Below are 22,263 nucleotides of genomic sequence, written 5' to 3'. Positions count from 1 at the left end.
ACCTCACTTTTCATCGACTCCCATGACACCCGGACAGGAGAACCTGCCCCGTGGCTACGTTTCTGTACAAGCTCGGCCGCCTGTGCTTCAGGCGCCGCTGGTGGGCCGCGCTGCTCTGGGTCGCGCTGCTCTTCGGCATAGGCGCCGGCGCGGCCTCCTCCAGCGGGGCGGTGCCCGACGACTTCGCGCTGCCCGGCACCGAGTCGCAGGAAGCCTTCGACCTCATGTCGGAGGAGTTCCCCGAGGCGAACGCCGAATCGACCGAGAGCACCGTCGTCTTCCAGGCCCCCGAAGGCGAGCAGCTCACCTCGGGCGCCAACTTCGAGGCCGTCCAGCAGGTGCTGGCGGAGCTGGAGACCGGCGACGAGGTCCTGACCGTGCTCGACCCGTTCGAGGTCGGCCAGGTCAGCGCCGACGAGTCCATCGCCTACTCCACCATCGACTACGGCATCACGATGGGCGAGGCCACCGATGAGATGCACGAGCAGCTCATGGCGGCGCTGGACACCGGCCGGGACGCGGGCCTGACCGTCGAGGCCGCCGGCGAGGTCGCGCTCGGCCCGATGGAGATGGCCGGCGGCGAGATCATCGGCATCGTCGTGGCCGCCATCGTGCTGGTGATCACCTTCGGCTCGCTGGTCGCGGCCGGTCTGCCGCTGCTCACCGCCCTGATCGGTGTCATGGTCGGCATGATGGGCATCACCGCCCTGAGCGGTGTGCTGGAGCTGTCCGAGACCACCGGCATCCTGGCCATGATGATCGGCCTGGCGGTCGGCATCGACTACGCACTGTTCATCGTCTCCAGGTACCGGGCCGAGCTGGTCGCCGGCCACAGTCACGAGGAGGCCGCCGGCCGGGCCACCGGCACGGCCGGCTCGGCCGTGGTCTTCGCCGGTCTCACCGTGATCATCGCGCTCGCCGGCCTCGCCGTCGTCAACGTGCCGATCCTCACCAAGATGGGCTTCGCCGCCGCCGCCAACGTGGCCGTGGCCGTGCTCGTCGCCCTGACCCTGGTGCCCGCCGCGCTCGGCATGGTCGGCAAGCGGATCTTCGGCCGCCGGCTGCGCAAGCAGAACCCGGAGACCGGCGTTCCCGCCTCGCTCAACAAGCCGGGCAAGGAGAACGGCGGCACCCGCTGGGCCCGCGGGGTCCTGCGCCGCCCGGCGCTCGTGCTCGGGGCTTCCGTCATCGGCCTCGGCATTCTCGCGGTGCCGGTGGCCAGCATGGAGATGGGTCTGCCCGACGACGGCACCCAGCCCGAGGACACCACGCAGCGCCAGACGTACGACCTGCTGAGCGAGGGCTTCGGCCCCGGGTTCAACGGTCCGCTGATGATGACGCTCGACGGCGGCGACGGCGTCGACCTCCAGGGCGCGGCCGAGACGGTGACCAACGAGCTGAGCACCCTTGAGGGGATCGCCGCCACGGCGCCGCCCAGCTTCAACCAGGACGGCACCATGGCCACGCTGCTGGCCTTCCCGACCACGGGCCCCTCCGACGCGGACACGGCCGACCTGGTCCACCACCTGCGGGACGATCTCGCCCCGCAGCTGGAGAGCCAGACCGGCGCCGACGTGCTCGTCACCGGCATGGCCGCGGCGAACATCGACTTCTCCCAGGTCATGACCGACGCGCTGGTGCCCTACCTGACGCTGGTGGTCGGGCTCGCGTTCATCCTGCTGATCCTCGTGTTCCGTTCGATCCTGGTGCCGCTGAAGGCCGCGCTCGGCTTCCTGCTCTCGGTGCTCGCCGCGCTCGGCGCCGTGGTCGCGGTCTTCCAGTGGGGCTGGGCGGCCAACCTCATCGGGGTCGAGGAGACCGGGCCGATCATGAGCCTGATGCCGATCTTCATGGTCGGCGTGATCTTCGGCCTTGCCATGGACTACGAGGTGTTCCTGGTGACCCGCATGCGGGAGGCCCACGTCCACGGCGAGGACCCGAAGCAGTCGATCATCACCGGGTTCAACCTGAACGCCCGGGTGGTCGCCGCGGCCGCCATCATCATGATCAGCGTGTTCGCGGGCTTCGCGGTCACCAGCACCGAGGCCATGGTCAAGATGATGGGCTTCGGCCTCGGCGCCGCCGTCCTGCTGGACGCGTTCGTGGTCCGCATGACCCTCGTGCCCGCCGTCATGGCCCTCCTCGGCGAACGGGCCTGGTGGCTGCCCAAGTGGCTGGACCGCATCATGCCGAACGTGGACGTCGAGGGTGAGTCGCTTGAGCGGTACCTCAAGGCCAACGGGAAGGGCCGGGAAGACGCTCGGCAGGAGCGTGAGCCCGCGTCCGTGAGTTGACCCCCGGCTCCGTGAGCCGCTCCGGGTGTCGTTGAGGGAAGCCCGGCGCCGGACCCCGACAGGGGCCTGGCGCCGGGCTTCCGGCCGTCCGGGGGCCGCCGTGCCCGGCCTGGCCGGACCGCCGTCTTCCGGCTAAAATGCGACGTCTTGCGCCATGTGGTCATATCGATAAATCGGGAGGCGACGGTGCGACGCGGAGCAGTGCTGACGACGGCGGCCCTCGTGGTGGCGACCGCCCTGACCCTGACCGGCGCCGCGGACGCGGACGCCGCCCCGGCCCCCGACGCCTGCGTTCCGGCGATCACCGTGGACACCGAGGCCGGCGCGGGCGACCTGCTCGCGCTGATCGACGGCCTGCGCACCGCGGGCGCGAGCCCCGCCGCGGTCGACGCCGCCCTGGCCGAACGGGCCTGCCTGACCCGCGCCGACGACCCGGGCCTGCCGCCCGCCGAGGACGTCGCCGTCGCGGCCCCCGACGTCTACTCGATCGGCGTGGTGAACGGCCGCGAACGCTGGGTCGCGATCACCGCGTGGGAGTGGCAGGCCCTGCCCGGCGCCCCGATGACCGGCGACCAGGCCGTCACCACCTGGTTCGACGCCCCGGTCAGCCCGGTGCTCCAGGTCGTCCACTACCAGGGCGCCACCGCCGAGTTCCCCAATACCAGCCGCGAGGACGCCGCCGCCGTCGGCCCGCACGGCGTCGGCTTCCTGCTCCCGCCGGAGAAGTCCGCCACCGACATGAACGTGGCAACCGGACGTTCGGCGCTGGTCTTCGAGGGCACCGGCACCTGCACCGACCTGACGGCGCACGGCGCGTTCGCGCACGCCTGGAACGACACCGGCGTCACCGGCCTCACCATCGACGCCGCCGGTGTGACGTTCGACTGGTCGCACACCGCCGACCGCGCCCTGGCCCTGAGCGAACCGGCCGAGGTGCCGGACGTCTGCTGACCGCCGCCCCGGCGCCGCCCCGGCGCCGCGCCTCACGCCTGGTCGAACAGGGCGCTGACGGACTCGCCGTTGTGGATGCGGCGCACCGCCTCGGCCAGGGCCGGGGCGATGGTCAGCACCCGCAGCTTGCCGGTGCGTTCGTCCGCCGGAATGGGCACCGTGTTGGTGCACACGATCTCCCGCACCCCCGGCTCCGCGCTCAGCCGCTTCAGCGCGTCGCCGGAGAACAGGCCGTGCGTACAGGCGATGCGCACCGAGGTCACGTCCATCTCCCGCAGCCGCCGCATCAGTTCGAGAACGGTGCTGCCCTTGGCGATCTCGTCGTCGAGCACGATCACGTCCTTGCCCGTGACATCGCCGATCACCGAGGTGATCGTCACCCGGTCGTCCGCGAACCGCTGCTTCGCGCCCGCCGCCACCGGTATGCCCAGCAGTCGCGCGAACGCCGCGGCCTCCTTCGCGTTTCCCAGATCGGGCGAGACCACGACGGCGTTGCTCAGGTCCTGGCCGCGGAAGTGCGCCGCCAGCTCGCGCAGCGCGTGCAGATGGTCCACGGGAACGCTGAAGAAGCCGTGCACCTGCGGCGAGTGCAGCGTCATGGCGAGCACCCGGCTCGCGCCCGCCGTCACCATCAGGTCCGCGATCAGCCGCCCGCCGATGGAGATGCGCGGCGCGTCCTTCTTGTCGGACCGCGCGTAGGAGTAGTGCGGCATCACCACGGTGATGCGCCCCGCGGACGCGCCGCGCGCGGCGTCCAGCATCAGCAGCAGCTCGACCAGGTGCTCCTGAACGGGCCGGACCAGCGGCTGGATCAGGTAGACGTCGCGTTCACGGCAGTTGGCCTGCAACTGCACCTGAAGGCAGTCGTTGGCAAACCTGTCGACCCGCGCGGGCAGCAGCGGCACACCGAGGTGCGCGCAGACCTCCGCGGCCAGCTCGGGGTGTGCGCTGCCGCTGAAGACGGCGATCTCCCGCATTACCGTTACCTCCTCGGCCGCCTCCCTGGCCGCCCGGGGCAACGTTACGGGGCGGCGCGCAGCACGTCGGCAACCACGGGACCGGCGAACTCGCCGCCGTGGCCCGACTCCGGCACCACGGCCGCCACCGCCAGGTCGTTGCGGTAGCCGGTGAACCAGGCGTTCGGCTTCTCCTGCCCGTCGACCTCGGCCGAGCCGGTCTTCCCGCCGATGTCGCCGCCAAGACCCGACATCGCCTCGGCGGCGGTGCCGCTGGTGGCGGTCCGGCTCATCAGGCCGCGCAGCTCGGCCGCGGCGTCCGCGGACAGGCCCCGCGGCGCCTGCGCGAGCTGCCGGTCGTCGAAGTCGGCGGGCACCAGGTAGGGCTGGCGGAACGTGCCGCTCTGCACGGTCGCGGAAACCGAGGCCATGGTCAGCGGGTTCATCCGGACGGCGCCCTGGCCGATCAGCGAGGCCGCCATCTGCGCGTCCGACTGGGTGGGCACCGTGCCGTCCATGGAGGTCACGCCGACCTGCCAGTCGAGGCCGAGGCCGAACACGTCGCGGGCGTGGTTGCCCAGGTCCGCGTCGCCCAGCTCGGGCGCCTGGCTGATGAAGGCCGTGTTGCAGGAGGCGGCGAAGCTGTCGGCGAAGGTGCCGCCCTCGATGTCGAACTCGTCGAGGTTCTGGAACTTCCAGCCGCCGTGCTCGAAGAACTGCGGGCACGGGTGCGCGGCGCCGGCCGCGGCAAGGCCGCGGTCGATCAGCAGCGAGGCGGTGACGATCTTGAACGTGGAGCCGGGCGCGTAGCTGCCCTCAAGGGCGGTGTCGAAGCCGTCCGCCGGGTTGTTGGCGATGGCCTGGATCGCGCCCGTGCTCGGCTGGACGGCGACCACGGCGGAGTGGCCGCCCTCCGCGACGGCCGCCTCGGCGGCGCGCTGGATCTCCGGATCGATCGTCGTGGGCACCTGGCCCGCGGTGGGCTCGGACAGCTGGAGCAGCGAGGCGACGGTGCCGCCCTCCGCGTCCACGATCCTGGTCTCGGCGCCCGCGCTGCCACCGGCCTGCTCGCCGTACCGTTCGCCCAGCTCCGCGAACACCGGGGCGAGGGCGGGGAACTCCTCCGCGGTCAGCTCGGCCCCGTTGCGGTCGAGCACCTCCACCGGGGGCACCTCGGCGAGCGGCCCCGTCTCGATCCGCAGGCCGTCCGCGAGGTCCGGGTGCATGACGGCCGGCTCCCAGGCCACGACGGGCTCCTCGGTGTCCGCGTCGCGGACGACGCTCAGCGCCGACTCCCAGGCCAGCTCGGCGGGCTCCTCCTCCTCGTAGGAGACGACCGCCTCCACCGCGAACGGCACCTGGTCGCCCGCCGGTTCGCCGGGCTCCAGGGCGAGGGCGGTGAACGCCGCGTCCGCGGACAGCGCTTCGAGGGCGGCGCCCGCCGCCTCCGGGTCGTCGGTCAGCCGCGCGGCGTCCGCCGGCTCGCCGGCCGCCCACGCGGTGAGGAACGCCTCGGAAGCCGCGCGGACTTCCTCCTCGCTCGGCGGCCCCGCGGGCTCCTCGGTGTCGCCCGGCCTGCCGTCCGAGGCGGCGGGCGCGGTGCCCCGGCCGTCGTCCTCATCGTCGCCCAGCATGCTGTAGGCCCCGAAGCCGACGACCGAGACCACGGCCGCGCTGACGCCGGCCATGATCGCGATACGCTGCCCGTTCCGCATGTGCGCATGCCCCCCTTCGACCCCGCGACACGCTGCACCGCGCCGCTGTTTCCGCAGCCTACCGGCCACTCGGTGTAAGGCCGACCGCTGCGGGCCGTCACCCGTGGGGCCGAAGGCAGCTGTAGCGAAACGGTGACACGACTACACCCAGGTCCCCAGCCACATGCGGGCGCGCCAGCCGTCGAGGGGGATCTCCATGCCGGTGTAAATGGGGTAGAAGTAGATGAAGTTCCAGGCGATCAGCAGCACCAGTACGCCCGCGCCGACGATGCCGGCCACGCGGCGGCGTTCCGAGCAGCCGGGCGGGCCGAGGATGGCGCCGATCATCATGGCCACCGCGAGGCACAGGAACGGCACCAGGATCACGGCGTAGAAGTAGAAGATCGTCCGCTCCTGGTACAGGAACCAGGGCAGGTACCCGGCCGCGACCGCGCACAGCACCGCCCCGGCCCGCCAGTCCCTGCGGAACAGCCAGCGGTAGCCCGCGTAGACGAGCGCGAAGCAGGCCGACCACCACAGCAGCGGCGTGCCCAGCGCGAGCACCTCGCGGGCGCAGCCGCTGGCGTGCTCGCAGCCGCCCTCGCCCGGCTCGCGCGAGGAGTAGAAGTAGGTGACGGGCCTCGTGGTGGCCAGCCAGGTCCACGGATTCGACTCGTAGTTGTGCTCCGAGGTCAGCTCCACGTGGAAGCTGTACACCTCCGAGGTGTAGTGCCACAGGCTGCGCAGCGGTCCCGGCAGCCAGGAGAACGAGCTGTCCGCGCCCGCCTCCTCGGCCCAGTCGCGGTAGTAGCCGCCCGAGGTGGCGAACCAGCCGCCCCAGCTGGCCAGATAGGCGACCAGCGCGACCGGCACCATCGAGACGAACGCGGGCACCGCGTCGCGGCGCAGCATCGCCGCGTGGGCGCGGGGCGCCCCCGCGGTGCGGCGGGCGGCGGCGTCCCACAGGACGGTGAGGATGCCGAACGCGGCCAGCACGTACAGCGCGTTCCACTTCGTCGCGGCGGCCAGGCCGAGGCAGACGCCGGCCGCGATGCGCCAGGGCCGCGGGCCGAGCCCGAGCCGTTCGCCGACGGCGACGTCCGGGCGCAGCAGCCCGTCGCGGCCCACCGGGAGCGCGGCGGCCAGCCGCGCCCTGGCGGCGTCGCGGTCGATGAGCAGGCAGCCGAACGCGGCCAGCAGCCAGAACATCAGCACCAGGTCGAGCAGCGCGGTCCTGCTCATGACGAAGTGCAGCCCGTCGACGGCCATCAGCAGCCCGGCGAGGCAGCCGAGGACCGTGGAGCGGAGCAGACGGCGGCCGATACGGCACAGCATCAGCACGGAGAGCGTGCCGAGCACCGCCACCATGAACCGCCAGCCGAACGGCGTCAGTCCGAAGAACCACTCGCCCAGCGCGATGACCCACTTGCCGCCCGGCGGGTGGACGACGTAGGCCGCGCCCTCCGCCTCCGGTGTCTCGCCCGCGACGATCCGGTCGTTCGCGTTGTCCGGCCACTCGGTCTCGTAGCCGTGTTCCAGCAGCGACCAGGCGTCCTTCGCGTAGTACGTCTCGTCGAATATCACCGCGTCCGGCGACCCGAGGTTGACGAAGCGCAGCACCCCGGCGAGCAGCGCGACCAGCAGCGGCCCGCCCCACGCGGACCAGCGGGCCAGCCGCCCGGCGGCGGCGGGGGACAGGCCGAAGTACTGCCACAGCTTCGCGCCCGGCTCCGGGTGCGGCGGCACCAGCCGCTCCCGCACCCCGGCCCCGCGCCGCGGCGCGTAGCCGAAGCGCCGCAGGCGCTGCTCCCATGCGGGCGCCTCCCCGGCGGCCTGCTCCTGCGGTGCGTCGGTGACGGTCTGGCTGCTCTGGCTCATCAGGGCCATCTTGGCATCCGGCCCAGGGCGCGCCGGGTGGCATGGGACAGGATGAGGGGCATGACAGGGACCCTCGTACTGGCCGGAACTCCGATCGGCGACCTCGCGGACGCCCCGCCGCGCCTGGGCGCGGAGCTTCTCGCGGCGGACGTCGTGGCCGCCGAGGACACGCGGCGGCTGCGCCGCCTCGCGCAGGGTCTTGGCGTACGGGTCGCGGGGCGCGTGGTGTCGTACTTCGAGGGGAACGAGGCGGCGCGCACGCCGGAGCTTGCGGACGAACTCGCGCAGGGGGCCCGCGTTCTGCTGGTCACCGACGCGGGCATGCCGTCGGTGTCCGACCCCGGCTACCGGCTGGTCGCGGCGGCCGTGGCGGGCGGCGCCCGCGTGACGGTGGTGCCGGGGCCCTCCGCGGTCCTGACGGCGCTCGCGGTCTCGGGGCTGCCGGTGGACCGGTTCTGCTTCGAGGGCTTCCTGCCCCGCAAGGCGGGGGAGCGGGCGGCCCGGCTCGCGGAGGCGGCGGACGAGCGGCGCACGCTGGTGTACTTCGAGGCGCCGCACCGGCTCGCGGCCTCCCTCGCGGCCATGGCGGACGCGTTCGGGCCCGGCCGGCGGGCGGCCGTGTGCAGGGAGCTGACGAAGACCTACGAGGAAGTGCGGCGCGGGCCGCTGGCGGACCTCGCGGTCTGGGCGGACGAGGGCGTCCGCGGCGAGATCACGGTGGTGGTGGAGGGCGCGGCCCCGGCCGCCGCGCCCGCGGACCCGGCCGCTCTCGCCCGTCTGGTCGCGGAGCGCGAGGCGGCCGGGCAGCACCGCAAGGAGGCCATCGCCGAGGTGGCGCGGGCGGCCGGCGTCCCCAAGCGCGAGGTCTTCGACGCCGTGGTGGCGGCGCGGACCGCGGACCGCGGCTGACGCCGCGGACCGAGCCGACAAGACCGACGGGACAGGACAGGACCTAGGATCGGGGCATGCCCAAGTCCGCCAGGGCGAAGGCCCGGGAGACCGTCCCACCGCCGGTTCCCGAGCCGCTCGCCGTGCCCGTCGCCGATGCCCACACCCACCTCGACATGCAGGACACCGGCGTCGAGGAGGCGCTGGAGAAGGCCGCGGCGGCCGGCGTCACCCGCATCGTGCAGATCGGCTGCGACGTCGCCCGCGCCCACTGGGCCGCGAAGACCGCGGCCGAGCACGAGGCGATCTGGGCCGCCGTCGCCCTCCACCCGAACGAGGCGCCGCGCATCGAGCAGGAGGCGGGCCCGGCCGCGCTGGACGCGGCGCTCGCCGAGATCGCCGAGCTGGCCGCCCTGCCGCAGGTCCGCGCGATCGGCGAGACCGGGCTCGACTACTTCCGCACCGGCCCCGAGGGCGTGCGGGCGCAGCAGCGCTCGTTCCGGCGGCACATCGAGCTGGCCAAGGAGCTGGACAAGGCGCTGGTCATCCACGACCGCGACGCGCACGAGGACGTGCTGCGCATCCTGGCGGCGGACGGCGCCCCGCGCCGTACCGTCTTCCACTGCTACTCGGGGGACGCGGCCATGGCCGAAGTCTGCGCCGCCGAGGGGTACTTCATGTCGTTCGCGGGCAATGTGACCTTCTCAAGCGCCCAGCCGCTGCGTGAGGCGCTGGCCGTCGCGCCGCCCGAACTGCTGCTCGTCGAGACCGACGCGCCGTTCCTGACGCCGGCCCCGTTCCGCGGCCGGCCCAACGCGCCCTACCTCATCCCGGTCACCCTGCGTGCCATGGCCGAGGTCAAGGGCATGGCGGAGGACGACCTCGCCCGGCACATCGCCGCCAACACCGAGCGGGCCTTCGGGTGACGGCCGGCCCCGGCACGCTGCTCGGCCCCTCCGACGTGCGTGAGTTGGCCGCGGCGCTCGGGCTGCGCCCCACCAAGCAGCGCGGGCAGAACTTCGTGATCGACGCCAACACCGTGCGCCGCATCGTGCGGGCCGCGGACATCGGCGAGGACGACGCCGTCGTCGAGGTCGGCCCTGGCCTCGGCTCGCTCACGCTCGCGCTGCTCGACGGGGCCGGGCACGTCACCGCCGTGGAGATCGACGACGTGCTGGCCGCCGCCCTGCCCGCGACCATCGCCGCGCGCCTCCCGGCGCGGGCGGGCCGGTTCGCGCTGGTCCACGAGGACGCGATGCGCGTCACCGCGCTGCCCGGGCCGCCTCCGGACGCGCTCGTCGCCAACCTTCCCTACAACGTCGCGGTTCCGGTGCTGCTGCACATGCTCGCCACGTTCCCCAGCATCAGGCGCGGTCTGATCATGGTGCAGTCCGAGGTCGCCGACCGGCTCGCCGCCGCCCCCGGCTCGAAGGTGTACGGCGTGCCCTCGGTCAAGACCGCCTGGTACGCCGAGGCCCGCAGGGCCGGAGCGATCGGCCGCAGCGTCTTCTGGCCCGCGCCGAACGTCGACTCGGGCCTCGTCGCCCTCGTCCGCCGCGACCCGCCGCCCACCACCGCATCCCGCGCCGAGGTCTTCGCCGTCGTCGACGCGGCCTTCGCCCAGCGCCGCAAGACGCTGCGCTCCGCGCTCGCGGGCTGGGCCGGTTCGCCCGCCGCCGCGGAGGCGGCCTGCGCCGCGGCCGGCGTCCCGTCCGGCGCCCGCGGCGAGGCGCTGAGCGTGGCGGACTTCGCGCGCCTCGCGGAGCACCGGCCGGTACGGAACGCGCCCTCGGCAGGCGGGTCCTAGAATCGGTCCGGTGTCAAAGCCCCAGCGGTCCGTCACCGTCCGCGTCCCTGCCAAGGTCAACGTCCAGCTCGCCGTGGGCCCGCCGCGGCCCGACGGGTTCCACGACCTGGCGAACGTCTTCCTCGCCGTCGACATCCACGACCGCGTGACCGCCACGCCGGGCACCCCGGCTGCCCCCGGCGCCCCCGGCGCCCCCGGCGTCAGCTGTACCGGGCCCGGCAGCGACCGCGTTCCCCTCGACGCGGGGAACCTGGCGGTGCGCGCCGCCGTGCTGCTCGCGGCGCACCACGGCCGCGATCCCGACGTGCACCTGCACATCGAGAAGGACATTCCCGTGGCGGGCGGCATGGCGGGCGGCAGCGCGGACGCCGCCGGGGCGCTCCTGGCCTGCGACGCTCTGTGGGGCACGGCGACCCCGCGCGCCGAACTGCTGGCCCTGTGCGCCGAGCTGGGCTCCGACGTGCCGTTCGCCCTGGTCGGCGGCGCCGCGCTGGGCCTCGGCCGCGGCGAGCGGCTGACCGGGCTGCCGGTCGGCGGCACGTTCCACTGGGTGTTCGCGCTCGCCGACGGCGGCCTCGCCACCCCCGACGTCTACCGCGCCTGCGACCGGCTGCGCGGCCCGCAGCCGGTGCCCGAGCCCGCCGCCGACCCGGCGCTGCTGGCCGCGCTGGGCGCGGGCGACGCGCGCGCCCTGGCCGCCGTGCTCACCAACGATCTCCAGCCCGCGGCCCTTTCGCTGCGCCCCGCGCTCGCGGACACCCTCGCGGCGGGCGAGAAGGCCGGGGCGCTGGCCGGCCTCGTCTCCGGTTCGGGGCCCACCTGCGCGTTCCTGGCCGCCGACGCGGCGGCCGCCGCGTCGCTCGCCGCGTCGCTCGCGGACAGCGGCACCTGCCGCACCGCCCGCGCGACGACGGGGCCCGTGGCCGGGGCGACTACCATCGAGTCCCATGCCTGAACCCGCCAAGCCCGCCAAGCCCGCCAGGAACCTGGCGAACCTGGAGTCCGTCCGGAAGGTGTACGGCACCCGCGCGGTCCTCGACGGCGTTTCGCTGGGTGTCGGCGAGGGCGACCGCATCGGCGTCGTGGGCCGCAACGGCGACGGCAAGTCGACGCTCGTGCGCGTCCTCGCCGGTCAGGAGCCCCCGGACGAGGGCCGCGTCACGCTTTCCGGCGGCCTGCGGCCCGGCGTCCTCACCCAGTCGGACACCCTCGATCCCGCGGCCACGATCAGGCAGGAGGTCATGGGCGACCTCGCCGACCACGAGTGGGCGGGCAGCGCCGCCGTCAGGTCCGTGCTGACCGGCCTGTTCGGCGGTCTCGACCTGCCGGGCTTCCCCGACGGCCTCGACACGGTCATCGGGCCGCTGTCCGGCGGGGAGCGGCGGCGCATCGCGCTGGCCAAGCTGCTCATCGCCGAGCAGGAGCTGCTCGTGCTCGACGAGCCGACCAACCATCTCGACGTCGAGGGCATCGCGTGGCTGGCCGGCCACCTGCGGGCCCGCCGTTCCGCGCTGGTGGTCGTGACCCACGACCGGTGGTTCCTCGACCAGGTCTGCACCCGCATGTGGGACGTGCAGCGCGGGGTCGTGCACGCGTACGACGGCGGCTACAGCGACTACGTGTTCGCGCGCGCCGAGCGCGAGCGCATCGCGGCGGGGGAGGAGGCCAGGCGGCAGAACCTGATGCGCAAGGAGCTGGCCTGGCTGCGGCGCGGCGCCCCGGCCCGCACCAGCAAGCCGAGGTTCCGCATCGAGGCCGCCAACGCGCTGATCGCCGACGTGCCGCCGCCGCGCGACGAAGCGGAGCTGACGCGCTTCGCGGGCGCGCGGCTCGGCAAGACGGTGTACGAGCTGGAGAACGTCACGATCGCCGCCGGCGGCCGGGAGCTGCTGACCGGCCTGACGTGGCAGCTGGGTCCTGGCGACCGCGTCGGGCTGGTCGGCGTCAACGGCGCGGGCAAGACCTCGCTGCTGCGCGCGTTGCGCGCGGGCAGCGCCGCGGCGGGCCGGATCACCGTCGGCAAGACGGTGCGGCTGGCGCACCTCTCCCAGGAGGTGGACGAGCTGGAGGCGGAGTGGCGCGTGCTGGAGGCCGTGGAGCGCGTCCGGGCCCGCGTCGACCTCGGCAAGGGCCGCGAGATGACGGCCTCGCAGCTGTGCGAGCGCTTCGGCTTCGGCAAGGAGCGGCAGTGGACCAGGATCGGTGACCTCTCCGGCGGCGAGCGGCGGCGGCTTCAGATTCTGCGGCTGCTGATGGACGAGCCGAACGTGCTGTTCCTCGACGAGCCGACGAACGACCTGGACATCGAGACCCTCACGCAGCTGGAGGACCTGCTCGACGGCTGGCCCGGTTCGCTCCTCGTCATCAGCCACGACCGCTACTTCCTGGAGCGCACCACGGACCAGGTGTACGCGCTGCTGGGCGACGGCACGCTGCGGATGCTGCCGCGCGGCATCGACGAGTACCTGGAACGCCGCAGCGCGCGGCTGGCCGCGTCCGCCCCCGCTCCCGCGCCGCCCGCCCGTTCCGCGTCGGCCGCGCCCCCGGCGGCGAAACCCGCGCAGCTGTCGCGCACGGCGCAGAAGGAGATTCAGCGCATCGAGCGGCAACTTGACCGCATCGGAGCGAAGGAAACGGAGTTGCACGCCGAAATGGCCGAGCACGCAACGGACTTCACGCGCATGGCGGATCTCGACGCCCGGCTCCGCGAGCTGGCGGGGCAGCGGGACGACCTGGAGACCCGCTGGCTGGAGCTGGCGGACGGCGCCTAGAAGGCGCCGCGGCGCCTCCGTTCCGCGCCGACTCCGTGCCTACTCCGCGCCGACTCCGTGCCTACTCCGCGCCGCGTCCGGCGGGGGCGGAAGCGGAACCGGAGGAACCGCACCGGTGTCCGATGGTAGAAAGAGCTTCGCTCCAAAGGAGTAGCGGCCGCACACGCGCGGGCCGCGACCACCGACCACAGAACACCGACCATTGATCACCGGCCACGGGGTGCTGCTGCCGTGGCCGGCGGGCCAGGGGGATTCATGTCACAGCCGCCGCCACCGCCGAACCCGCCCTCCGCGCCGCCGCCCGAGCCCGGCGGCGAGGGAACGAACGGCGGGTTCGGCCCGCCGCCCGCGGGCCCGCCGGCCGGGCCGCCCGCCCCCGGCGCGCACAGTCCGACGCTCGGCGCCGGCGTTCCGATACCGCCGCCCGGTGGCGGGCAGGCGCCCGGCACGCCGCCGTCCGCGCCGCCCGCGGTGCCGGGCGGCGCGCCGGGCCAGCCGGGCTACGGGTATCCGCAGCAGCCGCAGCCCACGGGCGCCTCCCCCTACCAGTCGCCGTACCAGCCGGCCGGGGCGCCCACCGAAGGCGCCGGTTTCGGCGCACCGACCCCGCCGGGGCCGTACGGCGCGGCGACCGGCAGCTGGGCCGGGGCGCCGCAGGGCGGGGCCCCGGGCGGCCCACCCCCGCCGCCCGGGCCCGCGAAGGGCTCCGGCGGGCGGCGGGGCGGGAACCGGCGGCTCGTCGTCATCGCGGCGGTCGCGGCGTTCGCGCTGCTGGTCGGCGGCGGTGGCGCCGTCTGGCTGCTGTCCGGCGACGACAAGGAGACCACGGCGGAGGACGACGCGGGCGGGGACGGCGGGGACGGCGAGGGCGGCGACGCCGAGGAAGGCGAGGGCGGCGATACGGCGGAGGGCGGCGAGCCGCTGCCAAGCGAGCCGATCGCGGCGGGCCTGGCCTGGGAGCTGCCGTCGCCCGAGGTCTCCGAGGAGGAGAGCATCATCGACGCGCGCGGCACCTGGCTGACGGATGACGCGTTCGTCCGGGTCACGCCGGACGCGCTGGTGTCCTACGACCTGGAGTCGGGCGCGGAGAACTGGAGCCTGCCGTTCGAGTTCTCCGGCGGGGACTGCCTGCCCTCGCGGAACGTCTCGGAGAACCGCATCGCGCTCCTCCAGGGCCGGGACTGCGAGGTGCTGACGGTCGTCGACATCGTGGCGGGCACCGAGGTGATGACGATCCCGATCGAGTCGGAGTGGCCGACCTACTCGGACTCCGTTCCCGCCATTCTGGGGGACACGGTGGCGGTGGGCACGGGCGTCGCGGGCCTCGGGTTCAGCATCAGCCAGGAGAAGATGATCTGGCGGCCGCAGGCGTCCGCGGAGTGCCGCGAGTCGGCGTACACGGTGGTCGACGAGATGTTCGTCTCGCAGCTCACCTGCGGTTTCGCCGGGGACGAGGGCGGCAGCATCCGCGCCACCGACGCGGACGGTAATGAGCTGTGGGAGTGGACGTACGAGGCGACGTACGAGGAGGAGCCGTTCGAGGTCGAGTCGGTCGTCTCGGTCGATCCGCTCGTGGTCCAGGCGACCGTGGGCGAGGACCTGATGGCGCCGGACACCACGCGCCTGCTGGTGGTCGACGAGAACTACCAGGAGATCGTGACGGAGCTGGATTTCGACACGAACCGGCACCTGACACCGTGCGAAACGGGCACGTTCGACAACTGCTGGCTCGGCGTCGAGCACGAGGGCTTCCTCTACCTGCCCAGCAACGTGCCCTACGGGGACAACGCGGTGGAGGCGTTCGACCTGAGCACGGGTCGGCCGCTGTACGAGGTGCCGGCCATCAACGGTGGCCAGATCCTGCCGTTCGGCGTGCAGGACGGCCAGATCCTGGCGTATCAGGTAGCCAGTGACGCCCTGGAGGGCATGGTGGTGGCGATCGATCCGGAGACGGAGGAGGCGAGGCCCATCATGGCGCTGGACCGGGCGGCACGCCCCCAGGAGTACGCGCTCATGGCGGGCATTTTCGTGCACGATCAGCATCTGCTCTGGCAGAACAACACACTTGTGTTGGCCAACCGGTCGTTCTACAGCAGTGATGCACCGGAGGTCCGTTCGGCCCTCGTCTACCGGTAACGAGGCCGGGCGGCGACTGCGATGGCGGGAGACGTGGTGAGCGTACGGGTCGTGGTCGTCGACGACAGAAGGCTGGTCGCCGAGGCACTCGCCTCGGCCCTGCGGGTGCGCGGGCACCGGGTGCTCGGGGCCGGCGCGCCCATCGGCCGGGCGGCCGATCTCGTGGTGGGCAAGCAGCCGGACGTCCTGCTGCTCGGCTCGCTCGAACCGGACGCCCCCGGCGCGCTCGACCCGGTGCTGCGCATCCGGCGCGAGTGCCCGCGCGTGGCCGTCGTCGTGCTCGGCCCCGTGCCGCGCCCGCGCGGCGTCGCGGCGGCGTTCGCCGCGGGCGCGCGGGGCTACGTGCGGCACGACGAGCGCATCGACGGCGTGGAACGCGCCATGGTCAAGGCGAAGGCGGGCGAGGCCGCGGTGGCGCCGCAACTGCTGCGCGAGGCGTTCGCCGAACTGCTGAACCCCAGTTCCGGCGCGCAGGCCGAGGGCGCGCGGCTCGCGGCGCTGCTCACCGAGCGCGAGGCCGACGTTCTGGTGCGGATCGTGGAGGGCGAGGACACCCGGCGCATCGCGGCCGGGCTCGGCGTCGCGCCGAGCACCGCGCGCACCCACGTGCAGCGGCTGCTGACCAAACTGGGCACGGCCTCCCGCCTCGAAGCCGCCGCGCTCGCGGTCCGCACGGGTCTGATCGAACACCTGCCGGCCGCCCGCAGGACCTGAGGCCGGGCGGCCGCTCCTCTCCAAGACGTTGACGCGCACAACAACGGTATGCTTCCTTATGTTGGTTTCTGTTGGAGTGCGCTGGATCTGGATTGGGTGATGAAGAGAACCACGACCCGGCTGGCCGACGGCCGCGAGCTGATCTACTACGACGCCGCGGACGATGCCGGCCACGCCGTCCGCGATTCCCCCGACCGCCGCCCGCTCCCGACCGTCCGAGCCGCCGGGGCCGAGATCCGCCACGACCCGCTCCTCGACGAGCGCGTCGGCTACGCGGCCCACCGCCAGACCCGCACCTACCACCCGCCGGCCGACCAGTGCCCGCTGTGCCCCTCCAGGGGCGAGCAGCTGAGCGAGATACCCGCCGACAGCTACCAGGTCGCCGTCTTCGAGAACCGTTTCCCCTCCTTCAGCGGCACCTCCGGGCGCTGCGAGGTCGTCTGCTTCACCTCGGAACACGACGCGTCGTTCGCCTCGCTCACCGAGGAACAGGCCGCCCTCGTGCTCCACGCCTGGACCGACCGCACCGCGGAGCTGTCCCGGCTGCCAGGCGTCACGCAGGTGTACTGCTTCGAGAACCGCGGCGCCGAGATCGGCGTCACCCTGGGCCACCCGCACGGCCAGATCTACGGCTATCCGTTCGTGACGCCGTTCACCCGGCGCGCGCTGCGCAGCGTCGCGGACCACAAGGCCCGCACCGGCGCCAACCTCTACGACGAACGGCTCGCCGCCGAGCGCGCCGACGGCCGGCGGATCGTGCTGGAGACCGCGCACTGGACCGCCTTCGTGCCGCACGCCGCGCGCTGGCCCTACGAGGTCCACCTGTACCCGCGGCGCCGGGTGCCCGACCTCATCGGGCTCGGGCCCGAGGAGCAGGCGGAGTTCCCCGGGGTCTATCTGGAGCTGCTGCGGCGCTTCGACCGCATCTTCGGGCCCGAAGCCCCGCCGACGCCCTATATTTCCGGCTGGCACCAGGCCCCGTTCGGCATCGAGGCCAGGGAGGACTTCGCCCTCCACCTGGAGCTTTTCACCATCCGGCGCAGTCCGGGCAAGCTGAAGTACCTGGCCGGTTCCGAGTCGGGCATGGGTGCCTTCGTGAACGATGTTCTGCCGGAGGCGGCGGCCGACCGGCTGCGAGAGGTGGCGAGCCGATGAGCAAGTATCTGGTGACGGGCGGCGCGGGATACGTGGGCGGCGTGGTGGCCGCGCACCTGCTGGCCGCGGGCCATGCGGTGACCGTGCTCGACGACCTGTCCACCGGCTTCCGCGCCGGCGTCCCGGCCGGCGCGGAGTTCGTCGAGGGGCGCGTTCAGGATGCGGGCAAGCTCCTGGACGCGTCCTACGACGGAGTGCTGCACTTCGCCGCCTTCTCGCAGGTCGGCGAGTCCGTTAACGACCCGGAGAAGTACTGGCGCAACAACGTGGGCGGAACGGTCGAGCTGCTGCGGGCCATGCGCGACGCCGGGGTGCGCACCCTCGTCTTCTCCTCCACCGCGGCCGTCTACGGCGAGCCCACGGCCGTGCCGATCACCGAGGACGCCGCGACCGCGCCGGGCAACCCGTACGGCGCCTCCAAGCTCGCCGTCGACCACATGATCGGCGGCGAATGCGCCGCCCACGGCCTGGCGGCCGTCTCGCTGCGCTACTTCAACGTCGCGGGCGCCCACTCCTCGGCCGCCGGCTTCCAGGGCGAGCGGCACGACCCGGAGAGCCACCTCATCCCGCTGGTGCTCCAAGTCGCCCTCGGCACCAGGGAGTCGGTCTCCGTCTTCGGCACCGACTACCCCACACCCGACGGCACCTGCATCAGGGACTACATCCACGTCGACGACCTCGCCGACGCCCACCTGCTGGCCCTCACCGCGGCCAGGCCGGGCGAGCACCTCGTGTGCAACCTCGGCAACGGCAACGGCTTCTCCGTCCGCGAGGTCATCGAGACCGTGCGCCGGGTGACCGGCCACCCCGTGCCCGAGACGCCCGCCGCGCGCCGCGCGGGCGACCCCGCCGCGCTCGTCGCCTCGGCCGACCGCGCCAGGGAGCGCCTCGGCTGGCGCCCCACCCGCACCGACCTGGCCGACATCGTGGCCGACGCCTGGGCCTTCGCCCGGCGCGACGCCTCCGGAGGGAACGACGAATGACCACGCACGAGGAGCTGTTCGGCGCCGCGCCGGACGGCCTGTGGGCCGCACCCGGCCGCGTCAACCTGATCGGCGAGCACACGGACTACAACGACGGCTTCGTGATGCCCTTCGCGCTGCCGCACACCGCGCGCGCGACGGTGACCCGCCGCGCGGACCGCACGCTGCGGGTGCACTCCCTCGGCACGGACGGCGAGACCGTCGAGGTGGCCCTCGACGGTCTCGCGCCCGGCGGCGTGCCCGGCTGGGCGGCCTACCCGGCGGGCGTCGCCTGGGCGCTGGCGGAGGCGGGGCACGAGATCGGCGGCGCGGACATCCTCTTCGACTCCGACGTGCCGACCGGCGCGGGCCTTTCGTCCTCCGCGGCCCTCGAAGTGGTCACGGCGCTGGCGCTGAGCGATCTGAACGGCCTCGGCCTCGACCCCGAGGAACTGGCGCGTCTGTCGCAGCGGGCGGAGAACGACTTCGTCGGCATGCCCTGCGGGATTCTCGACCAGATGGCCTCGGCCTCCTGCTCCGCCGGGCACGTCCTGTACCTGGACACCCGCGGCCTGAAGCGCCGCCAGGTCCCGTTCGCTATGGCGCTTGAGGGGCTGCGCCTGCTGGTGGTGGACACCCGGGTGAAGCACGCGCACGCCGACGGCGCCTACGCGCGGCGGCGCGCGGAGTGCGAGGCGGGCGCGAAGGCGCTGGACGTGCCGTTCCTGCGCGACGTGCCCCACGAGGATCTCGGGCGAGCGCTGGAGCGGGTCGAGGACCCGGTCGTGCGGCGGCGCGTTCGGCACGTCGTCACCGAGAACCGGCGCGTGGAGCGCGTCATCGAGCTGCTGGACGCGGGCCTGGCCCGGGAGATCGGCCCGGTGCTGACCGAGGGGCACGCCTCGCTGCGCGACGATTTCGAGGTCTCCTGCCCCGAGCTGGACCTGGTGGTTTCGGCGGCCGGCGCCGCTGGGGCGCTGGGGGCGCGGATGACGGGCGGCGGGTTCGGCGGCTCCGCCATCGTGCTGGTGGACGAGGCCGCGGCGGACGCGATCGGCGCGGCGGTCACGGACGCCTTCGGCGCCGCGGGGCACCGCCCCCCGCGCATCTTCGAGGCGATCCCCTCGCCGGGCGCCCAGCGGCTCCCACTGTGATCGCTTCGATATCGGCTCTTCGGCGAAACCACTTCCTCCTCAGCCCCTCGGCCGTAGTCTGAAGGGCAGCACCGGTGGGGGCCGGTGCTGTTCAGGGGGCGAGACAGGTGGGTGCGGCGCCCACGGCCAGGCACCGTGCCGCGCGGCGGCGGCCGTGCGGCCCTCCCGGGGCCGCGGCCCCGGGCGCCGCGCCCGCCGAGCCCGTCGTCCAAGCCGAGGGGCTGCTGTGGACCGTATTCGGGTGCTGGTCGTGGACGGGCACCGGATCTTCGCCGAGTCGCTCGCCACCGCGCTCACCGCGGAGCAGGACGTCGAGGCGACTGCTGTCGGCAGCGTGCCCGCGGCCCTGCATCTGCTGGGGCGCGGCAGGCCGAACGGCGAGCCGGCGTTCGACGTGCTGCTGCTCGACGTCGATCTGGACGGTGCGGCGCCGGGTGAGGAGTCGCTGCTCACCGCGGCGCGCGAACGCTTTCCCGGCCTCCACCCTGTCATGCTCGCGGCAGATGATGACGCCCGGCAGGCGGCTCGCACCCTCACCGCGGGCGCCTGCGGCTGGGTCGCCAAGGACAGCTCCCTCGCCCGCCTGCTCCAGGTGGTCCGCGGCGTGCTCCGCGAGGAGACCCACGTCCCGCCCGCGCTCCTCACGGGCGTCCTGCGCGAACTGCACCGCGACCGCCACCACCGCACCGAGCACCAGCGCCTCGTCGAGTCGCTGACCCCGCGGGAGCTCGAAGTGCTGCGCTGCATGCTGGCGGGCCTGGGGCGCAAGGCCGTCGCCGAGCGCCTGTTCCTCTCCCCGCACACCGTCCGCACCCACATGCAGAACGTGCTGGGCAAGCTCGGCGTGCACTCCACCCTCGCGGCCGTGGCCCTGGCCCGCCGCGCGGGCATTCCCCCCGTGGAATAGCGAACGGCGGCGGGCCGCCTCGCGCGGGATGTCCGGTCAGGCCGGGGTGTTGTCGAACGGGGCGGTGAGCGCGCGCAGCAGGGCGGCCAGCTCGCGGCGCTGCGCCGTGGTGAGGTCGCCGAGCAGCGCGCGCTCCTGGGTCAGCAGCCCGGCCAGGGCCTCGTCCGCGTGGCGCCGCCCCGAGTCGGTGAGGCTGACCAGGACGCCGCGCCGGTCGCTGGGGTCGGGCTGCCGCTCGACCAGGCCGCGCTTGGCCAGCCGGTCGATGCGGTTGGTCATGGTGCCGGAGGTGACGAGCGTCTGGGTGAGGAGCTGCCCGGGGGACAGCTGGTACGGGCTGCCGGCCCGGCGCAGGGCGGTGAGCACGTCGAACTCCCACGACTCGAGCCCGTGCTCGGCGAAGGCCAGCCGGCGAGCCCGGTCGAGGTGGCGGGCCAGCCGGCTGACCCGGCTGAGCACTTCCAGCGGCTCCACGTCGAGATCGGGGCGCTCGCGCCGCCAGGCAGCCACCAGCCGGTCAACCTCGTCCTCCATACGCCCAGTCTAGTAGTTGTGTCGACATGAAGTCTCACGATATAGAGCCTCTTGACATCAAGATATTGCCGGTATCAGGATCATCGCCATGCCTCATACGACCCCTTCGCCCACGTGGGACCCTGCCCAGTACGAGCGGCACAGCGGCCACCGGGCCCGGCCGCTGCACGACCTGATGGCCCGCATCCCCCCGCTGCCCGAGGCGCCGCGCATCGCCGACCTCGGCTGCGGACCGGGACGCCCCAGTCTGCTCCTCGCCGAGCGCTGGCCGGCCGCCCGCATCACCGGCTACGACAGCTCGCCCGCCATGCTGGCCGAGGCCGCCGCCCACGCCGGACCCGTGCCCGGCGGCACCGGCACGCTCGCCTTCCAGCGGGCCGACCTCACCGACTGGCGGCCCGGTGAAACGTTCGACCTCATCGTGTCCAGTTCCGCGTTCCAGTGGGTGCCCGGGCATGTGGAACGGTTCGCCGGCTGGCTCGACGCCCTGGCCCCCGGCGGGGTGCTCGCCTTCCAGGTGCCGGGCAACCACGGGGCCCCCAGCCACGTGCTCCTGCGCGAGCTGGCCGCCGGGCCGCGCTGGCGCGCCCGCCTCGCCGGGGTGCTCCGCGACGCCGAGCCCGTCCTGACCCCGGCCGGGTACTTCGAGGTGCTGGCCGCCCTCGGCTGCCCGCCCGACGCCTGGGAGACGACCTACCTGCAACTGCTGCCGGGCGAGGACCCGGTCCTCGACTGGATGAGCGGCACGGGGCTGCGCCCGGTGCTGACCGCCCTGCACGACGACCCCCAGGCGCGCGACGCCTTCCTGGCCGAGTACCGGCACCTGCTGCGCGCCGCCTACCCCGCGGGCCCGCACGGCACCCTCTTCCCCTTTCGCCGGGTGTTCGCCGTCGCCCGCGGGCGACGCTGATCCCATTCGTCAACACCGGCTGAATGAGCAACAAGATTGGGCGATTCGGGTGAACGGCGGCAACCGAATCCGCCCAGACGCGTTGTGCAGGTCGCTCCAATGAACAGGGCATCCCAAGTACCCGGAAGGACAAGCCAGTGATCAAGAAGTCGCTTGCCACGGTCGCCGTCGCCGCCTCGGTGTTCGGCGCCACGGGCATCGCCGCCGCCCCCGCCATGGCCGTCGGCGGGGACGACGAGCACGGCACCGCCAACTCCGCCAACGGCAACGGGTCGGTGCAGGCGTACGGCAACACCACCACCGGTGGCTACATGAGCCCGCAGATCGGCCTGATCAACGGCTCGTTCAACAAGTTCTGCATCCCGATCCAGCAGATCGACGTCCAGGTGCCGATCATCGGCATCGCGGTTCAGGACCTGCTCAACAGCGAGCCGTCGCAGAACTGCTCGGACTACTCGACGCAGGTCGACGGCGACGACCCGCTGTCGCACGTCCTGTCGGACATCCCGATCCTGTCCGAGAACGGCGCCAGCAGCCACTGACCGGCCGCGA

The 22,263-nt window shown here is 73.6% G+C and carries 19 protein-coding genes; 15 read left to right on the top strand and 4 right to left on the bottom strand.

The annotated features are described in order from the left end of the window. The first annotated feature begins 50 nt into the window (after positions 1-50). Entirely contained in the window at positions 51-2,294 is a 2,244-nt protein-coding gene (locus RM779_RS03950) for an MMPL family transporter (protein ID WP_311615817.1), read from the top strand. Positions 2,295-2,480: 186 nt separating this feature from the next. Then, positions 2,481-3,245, top strand: a complete 765-nt coding sequence (locus tag RM779_RS03945) for a hypothetical protein (protein ID WP_311615815.1) — start codon at positions 2,481-2,483, stop codon at positions 3,243-3,245. 32 nt (positions 3,246-3,277) lie between these two features. Here the strand turns inward: RM779_RS03945 and RM779_RS03940 are convergent, their stop codons facing one another. The 3 genes from RM779_RS03940 to RM779_RS03930 all read right to left on the bottom strand — a co-directional run bounded on the left by RM779_RS03940 (position 3,278) and on the right by RM779_RS03930 (position 7,782). Beyond that, positions 3,278-4,222: a ribose-phosphate diphosphokinase gene (locus RM779_RS03940; RefSeq protein WP_077060933.1), complete on the bottom strand. Its 945-nt coding sequence runs from the start codon at positions 4,220-4,222 to the stop codon at positions 3,278-3,280. 44 nt (positions 4,223-4,266) lie between these two features. Continuing rightward, on the bottom strand, positions 4,267-5,916 hold the full coding sequence (locus RM779_RS03935) for a penicillin-binding transpeptidase domain-containing protein (protein WP_311615812.1): 1,650 nt from the start codon (positions 5,914-5,916) through the stop codon (positions 4,267-4,269). Between the two features lie 141 nt (positions 5,917-6,057). Then, positions 6,058-7,782 (bottom strand): dolichyl-phosphate-mannose--protein mannosyltransferase, encoded by a 1,725-nt coding sequence (locus RM779_RS03930; RefSeq protein WP_311615810.1) that lies wholly within the window; start codon positions 7,780-7,782, stop codon positions 6,058-6,060. A 51-nt stretch (positions 7,783-7,833) separates the two neighbouring features. Between RM779_RS03930 and rsmI the strand changes: the two genes are divergently transcribed. The 11 genes from rsmI to RM779_RS03875 all read left to right on the top strand — a co-directional run bounded on the left by rsmI (position 7,834) and on the right by RM779_RS03875 (position 20,267). Then, the gene (gene rsmI / locus RM779_RS03925; protein ID WP_311615809.1) at positions 7,834-8,682 is read left to right on the top strand and encodes a 16S rRNA (cytidine(1402)-2'-O)-methyltransferase; all 849 of its coding nucleotides are present in this window, start codon (positions 7,834-7,836) and stop codon (positions 8,680-8,682) included. Between the two features lie 56 nt (positions 8,683-8,738). Beyond that, positions 8,739-9,587: a TatD family hydrolase gene (locus RM779_RS03920; protein ID WP_311615807.1), complete on the top strand. Its 849-nt coding sequence runs from the start codon at positions 8,739-8,741 to the stop codon at positions 9,585-9,587. Further along, a complete protein-coding gene (gene rsmA / locus RM779_RS03915) occupies positions 9,584-10,468 on the top strand; it encodes a 16S rRNA (adenine(1518)-N(6)/adenine(1519)-N(6))-dimethyltransferase RsmA (protein ID WP_311615805.1) in 885 nt (294 codons plus the stop codon). The genes RM779_RS03920 and rsmA overlap by 4 nt, the downstream gene beginning before the upstream one ends. Positions 10,469-10,478: 10 nt before the next feature. Then, positions 10,479-11,423 (top strand): 4-(cytidine 5'-diphospho)-2-C-methyl-D-erythritol kinase, encoded by a 945-nt coding sequence (locus RM779_RS03910; protein ID WP_311615803.1) that lies wholly within the window; start codon positions 10,479-10,481, stop codon positions 11,421-11,423. Continuing rightward, complete coding sequence (locus RM779_RS03905; RefSeq protein WP_311615801.1) at positions 11,416-13,239, top strand: ABC-F family ATP-binding cassette domain-containing protein; 1,824 nt, start codon at positions 11,416-11,418, stop codon at positions 13,237-13,239. The genes RM779_RS03910 and RM779_RS03905 overlap by 8 nt, the downstream gene beginning before the upstream one ends. Before the next feature lie 255 nt (positions 13,240-13,494). Beyond that, the gene (locus tag RM779_RS03900; RefSeq protein WP_311615799.1) at positions 13,495-15,375 is read left to right on the top strand and encodes a PQQ-binding-like beta-propeller repeat protein; all 1,881 of its coding nucleotides are present in this window, start codon (positions 13,495-13,497) and stop codon (positions 15,373-15,375) included. A gap of 36 nt (positions 15,376-15,411) precedes the next feature. Next, positions 15,412-16,089, top strand: coding sequence for a response regulator transcription factor (locus RM779_RS03895; protein ID WP_311615797.1), 678 nt, complete (start codon positions 15,412-15,414; stop codon positions 16,087-16,089). Positions 16,090-16,188: 99 nt separating this feature from the next. After that, positions 16,189-17,244: a galactose-1-phosphate uridylyltransferase gene (gene galT / locus RM779_RS03890; protein WP_311615795.1), complete on the top strand. Its 1,056-nt coding sequence runs from the start codon at positions 16,189-16,191 to the stop codon at positions 17,242-17,244. Next, entirely contained in the window at positions 17,241-18,227 is a 987-nt protein-coding gene (gene galE / locus RM779_RS03885; RefSeq protein ID WP_311615793.1) for a UDP-glucose 4-epimerase GalE, read from the top strand. Before galT ends, galE begins: the two co-directional genes overlap by 4 nt. After that, positions 18,224-19,360, top strand: coding sequence for a galactokinase (gene galK / locus RM779_RS03880; RefSeq protein ID WP_311615791.1), 1,137 nt, complete (start codon positions 18,224-18,226; stop codon positions 19,358-19,360). Before galE ends, galK begins: the two co-directional genes overlap by 4 nt. Positions 19,361-19,586: 226 nt before the next feature. Further along, a complete protein-coding gene (locus tag RM779_RS03875) occupies positions 19,587-20,267 on the top strand; it encodes a response regulator transcription factor (RefSeq protein ID WP_077060944.1) in 681 nt (226 codons plus the stop codon). Between the two features lie 36 nt (positions 20,268-20,303). Here RM779_RS03875 and RM779_RS03870 read toward each other — a convergent pair whose 3' ends face one another. Further along, a complete protein-coding gene (locus RM779_RS03870; protein WP_311615788.1) occupies positions 20,304-20,801 on the bottom strand; it encodes a MarR family winged helix-turn-helix transcriptional regulator in 498 nt (165 codons plus the stop codon). Between the two features lie 88 nt (positions 20,802-20,889). Between RM779_RS03870 and RM779_RS03865 the strand changes: the two genes are divergently transcribed. Beyond that, positions 20,890-21,711: a trans-aconitate 2-methyltransferase gene (locus tag RM779_RS03865; protein WP_311615786.1), complete on the top strand. Its 822-nt coding sequence runs from the start codon at positions 20,890-20,892 to the stop codon at positions 21,709-21,711. Between the two features lie 137 nt (positions 21,712-21,848). Further along, positions 21,849-22,253, top strand: a complete 405-nt coding sequence (locus RM779_RS03860) for a rodlin (protein WP_311615784.1) — start codon at positions 21,849-21,851, stop codon at positions 22,251-22,253. The last annotated feature ends 10 nt before the right edge of the window (positions 22,254-22,263 follow it).

The organism is Streptomyces johnsoniae (assembly GCF_031845565.1).
Taxonomy (GTDB): Bacteria; Actinomycetota; Actinomycetes; order Streptomycetales; family Streptomycetaceae; genus Streptomyces; species Streptomyces johnsoniae.
Note: the sequence above shows the minus strand (reverse complement) of the source record. Positions and strands in the feature narration are given on the sequence as shown.

What these genes read in the sequence shown, in the direction of transcription:
- RM779_RS03940 (WP_077060933.1), bottom strand. Translation starts at nt 4,222, where the DNA reads ATGCGGGAGATCGCCGTCTTCAGCGGCAGCGCACACCCCGAGCTGGCC.
- RM779_RS03935 (WP_311615812.1), bottom strand. Translation starts at nt 5,916, where the DNA reads ATGCGGAACGGGCAGCGTATCGCGATCATGGCCGGCGTCAGCGCGGCC.
- RM779_RS03930 (WP_311615810.1), bottom strand. Translation starts at nt 7,782, where the DNA reads ATGGCCCTGATGAGCCAGAGCAGCCAGACCGTCACCGACGCACCGCAG.
- rsmI (WP_311615809.1), top strand. Translation starts at nt 7,834, where the DNA reads ATGACAGGGACCCTCGTACTGGCCGGAACTCCGATCGGCGACCTCGCG.
- RM779_RS03920 (WP_311615807.1), top strand. Translation starts at nt 8,739, where the DNA reads ATGCCCAAGTCCGCCAGGGCGAAGGCCCGGGAGACCGTCCCACCGCCG.
- RM779_RS03905 (WP_311615801.1), top strand. Translation starts at nt 11,416, where the DNA reads ATGCCTGAACCCGCCAAGCCCGCCAAGCCCGCCAGGAACCTGGCGAAC.
- RM779_RS03900 (WP_311615799.1), top strand. Translation starts at nt 13,495, where the DNA reads ATGTCACAGCCGCCGCCACCGCCGAACCCGCCCTCCGCGCCGCCGCCC.
- galT (WP_311615795.1), top strand. Translation starts at nt 16,189, where the DNA reads ATGAAGAGAACCACGACCCGGCTGGCCGACGGCCGCGAGCTGATCTAC.
- galE (WP_311615793.1), top strand. Translation starts at nt 17,241, where the DNA reads ATGAGCAAGTATCTGGTGACGGGCGGCGCGGGATACGTGGGCGGCGTG.
- galK (WP_311615791.1), top strand. Translation starts at nt 18,224, where the DNA reads ATGACCACGCACGAGGAGCTGTTCGGCGCCGCGCCGGACGGCCTGTGG.
- RM779_RS03870 (WP_311615788.1), bottom strand. Translation starts at nt 20,801, where the DNA reads ATGGAGGACGAGGTTGACCGGCTGGTGGCTGCCTGGCGGCGCGAGCGC.
- RM779_RS03865 (WP_311615786.1), top strand. Translation starts at nt 20,890, where the DNA reads ATGCCTCATACGACCCCTTCGCCCACGTGGGACCCTGCCCAGTACGAG.